This is a genomic window from Brevundimonas sp. (assembly GCF_016463295.1).
GTDB lineage: Bacteria > Pseudomonadota > Alphaproteobacteria > Caulobacterales > Caulobacteraceae > Brevundimonas.
Genome location: NZ_JAEMRO010000134.1, coordinates 1 through 3,465 on the forward strand (window position 1 = coordinate 1; position 3,465 = coordinate 3,465).

Annotated in this window: 3 protein-coding genes and 1 pseudogene; 2 read left to right on the plus strand and 2 right to left on the minus strand. The window is 65.8% G+C overall.

Annotated features, from left to right (window positions below):
* Positions 1-644: pseudogene (locus tag JHC81_RS14080) on the plus strand (excinuclease ABC subunit A); the annotation flags it as partial.
* Here JHC81_RS14080 and JHC81_RS14085 read toward each other — a convergent pair.
* Both JHC81_RS14085 and JHC81_RS14090 read right to left on the minus strand, forming a co-directional pair.
* Positions 641-1,591, minus strand: a complete 951-nt coding sequence (locus JHC81_RS14085) for a type II CAAX endopeptidase family protein (RefSeq protein WP_292175724.1) — start codon at positions 1,589-1,591, stop codon at positions 641-643. The pseudogene JHC81_RS14080 and the gene JHC81_RS14085 overlap by 4 nt on opposite strands.
* Positions 1,592-1,621: 30 nt before the next feature.
* Complete coding sequence (locus JHC81_RS14090; protein ID WP_292175726.1) at positions 1,622-2,527, minus strand: hypothetical protein; 906 nt, start codon at positions 2,525-2,527, stop codon at positions 1,622-1,624.
* 64 nt (positions 2,528-2,591) lie between these two features.
* On the opposite strand from JHC81_RS14090, the gene trmFO reads away from it, so the two are divergent.
* Positions 2,592-3,465 (plus strand): methylenetetrahydrofolate--tRNA-(uracil(54)-C(5))-methyltransferase (FADH(2)-oxidizing) TrmFO (gene trmFO / locus JHC81_RS14095; RefSeq protein ID WP_292175727.1); only part of this gene is annotated, 874 nt, incomplete at its 3' end.

The following is a 3,465-nucleotide window of genomic DNA, read 5'->3' on the forward strand; positions in this document are numbered from 1 at the left end:
TCACCTGCGATGTCTGCAAGGGCAAACGCTACAACCGCGAGACGCTGGAGATCGTCTTCAAGGGCAAGAGCATATCCGACGTCCTGGACATGACGGTCGAGGAGGCCGCGCGCTTCTTCAACGCCGTCCCGTCGATCCGCGACAAGATGCTGACGCTGGAGCGCGTCGGCCTGGGCTATGTCCAGGTCGGCCAGTCGGCGACGACCCTGTCCGGCGGCGAGGCCCAGCGGGTCAAGCTGTCCAAGGAACTGTCGAAGCGCGCGACCGGCAAGACCCTCTACATCCTCGACGAACCCACGACGGGCCTGCATTTCGAGGACACGCGCAAGCTGCTGGAGGTGCTTCAGGAGCTGGTCGAGAACGGCAACACCATCGTCGTCATCGAGCACAATCTGGATGTCATCAAGGTGGCCGACTACCTGCTCGACTTCGGCCCCGAAGGCGGCGACGGCGGGGGCGAGATCGTTGCGGTCGGCACCCCTGAACAGGTCGCGGCCAATGCCAAGAGCTGGACCGGCAAATACCTCAAGGAGGTGCTGGAGCGGCACGAAACCCGCCGCAAGGCGCGCGTGGCGGCGCTCGGCGCTCCGGCTCCCAAGGCCGCAGCCAAAAAGCCGCGCACCAAGGCGAAGGCGGACGCCTAGTCGAAGGTCTCGGCTGTGTCGGGTTGACCCGGCACGCCATAATCCCGCGTCTTGCCGCGCACGATCAGCACTACCGACCCGACCAGCAGCAGGGCGGTGACAACCACGCTGCCCTCAGGGCCGAAGGCGGCACCCGTGATCCACCACGGCACCTCGGTGCGCGTGGTCAGATCGACGATCAGCGGCTTGGCGTCCACCACCTGGCCCGACACCTCCAGCCCGAAGCCCAGCCCCAGCAGCCAGTTCCACGCCGCATGCCAGCCGCAGACCCCCCACAGCGAACCTTCGCGCGCGGCGTACAGGCTGATGAACACGCCGAACAGGGCGATGTTCAGCAGGCCCATGAACAGTTCCCTCGACGGCGGAATGTTCGCCCCGTGCATCAGGCCGAACAGCACGGAGTTGATCGCGATCGCCAGCCACAGCCCGTGCCGAGACGCGATCAGCTGCATCAACCAACCGCGAAAGAAGATTTCCTCCGTCGATCCCTGGACGATGAAGCCCAGCAGCAGCACGACGATCGGCACCAGCGCCGCCCCGACGGCCGCGCTCTGGAACGCCCCGCCCGCCTCGACCGAATAGCCGCCCAGGGCCCAGATGATCCCGACCGCCGCCAGCAGGAACCCCAGCCCGATCGCATAGCCGCGCGCAAACCGCTTCAACCCATCGGCATTGAACCCTATCGTCGCCAGCGACCGCCGCTCGAAGAACCGGACCCACAGGAAGACCAGCACAGCCCCGCAGCCGAAGGTCGCGAACAGCACATAGGCCAGCTGATCCCAGCGGTCCGTCGCCCCGTCCGGGCCGATGAAGCCCGTCATCAGCGCCGGGATGATCCCCAGCAGCTGCCCGCCGACGATGAACACCAGCGCCAGCACGATCGCCGCCCATGTCCACGTCCGCCGATGATGCGGCTCGCGCGGTGCGTAGAGTTCAATGCCCTTCATGACGTCAGCCCCCTGTTCGTCCCTGAAAAATCAGCCGAAGGTTTCGGCCAGTCCCGGTCCCGTCCGCCCGGCGATGTCGCGATACGCCGCCGAGAACGGCGCATAGATCACCGCCACCTGTAGCGCCGAGATCACCGCATTGATGACGACATAGGCCAGAATGGCTGGCCAGGCCTGCTGCAACATGCCGAACAGGTTCAGTCCTTCGACCGTCGCCAGCGTCTCCATCCCGCCCGTCGTCATCTGGATTGGCAGAAAGATCAGCGACCCCAGCATGCTGACGACAAAGCTCATGACCCCCGCGATGATCGCCATCCCGATCAGCGGCCACAGATGGCCCTTGGTCAGCCTGAAGGAGTCGAACAGGACGATCCGCTTCTCGGCCAGCGTCATCGGCACTGCCAGGCTGAGCCGCACCAGCAGCCAGATGAAGGCCGCCCAGGCCACGAGGAAGAAGACCACGACGATCAGCCACAGCACCGGCGTGTTCACGGCGGCGGCCCCCAAGGCGAACGTCATGCCCCAGATCAGGCCCATCAGCACGATGAAGATGATCCCCAGAGCCACCGAGACGGCCAGCACCCGCAACTCATCCGCCCCGAATCTCAGATAGCCCAGTGCCTTCTGCGTCGGGTAAAGCACCGACCGCGCGATGGCGGCAGACATCACCGCGCTGGACAGCAGACTGACCGGCAACAGGATGCTGAAGACCAGGCCAAAGGAGTTCATGATCGGCATGAAGTCGTCGAGCGTCGGCGTGCCCACCGATTCCAGCCGCTCCGCCGCCGCCATGGCGCTGGCCAGCGACGGTCCCATCATGGCGAAGGCCAGCGCCATCACCGCGACATAGAACAGCGCCCAGAACACCAGGCTCAACGGCGCGCGCCTGACGACCCGAAAGCCCTCGAATGCCGCATCGGTCGCTGAAAACGTCATGGAACTGGCCCCCTCGTTGCCGCCAGCCTAGCGAACCCGACCCCGCACCGCTAGAAGCCGCAACATGACGGTTTCTCCACAATCCATTCATGTCATCGGCGGCGGCCTGGCCGGGTCCGAGGCCGCCTGGCAGATCGCGCAAGCTGGCGTGCCCGTGATCCTGCACGAGATGCGCGGCGTGCCCGGCGTCAAGACGGACGCCCATCACACCGACGGCCTGGCCGAGCTGGTCTGTTCCAACTCCTTCCGATCCGACGACTGGGAGCACAATGCCGTCGGCCTGCTACATGCGGAGATGCGGGCGCTCGATTCCATCATCATGGCCTGCGGCGACATCAATCAGGTGCCCGCAGGCGGGGCCCTGGCCGTCGACCGCGACGCCTTCTCCCAGGCCGTGACGACAAAACTTCAGTCCCACCCTCTGGTCACCGTCGTGCGCGAGGAGATCGCCGGCCTGCCGCCCGAGGACTGGAACAATGTCATCGTCGCCACCGGCCCCCTCACCTCGCCCGCCCTGGCCGACGCCATCCTGAAGGCGACGGGCGAGGAATCCCTGAGCTTCTTCGACGCCATCGCCCCCATCGTCCACGCCGACAGCATCGATTTCGACATCGCTTGGCGTCAGTCCCGCTACGACAAGGAAGGCCCCGGCGGCGACGCCGCCGCCTATGTCAACTGCCCGATGAACAAGGCCGAATACGACGCCTTCATCGACGCCCTGCTGAGCGGTCCCAAGGCCGAGTTCAAGGACTGGGAACACGTCCCCTATTTCGACGGCTGCCTGCCGATCGAGGTCATGGCCGAACGCGGCCGCGAGACCCTGCGCCACGGTCCGATGAAGCCCGTCGGCCTGACCAACCCGCGCGACCGCCTGGTGAAATCGCACGCCATCGTCCAGCTGCGTCAGGACAATGCGCTGGGCACCCTGTTCAACATGG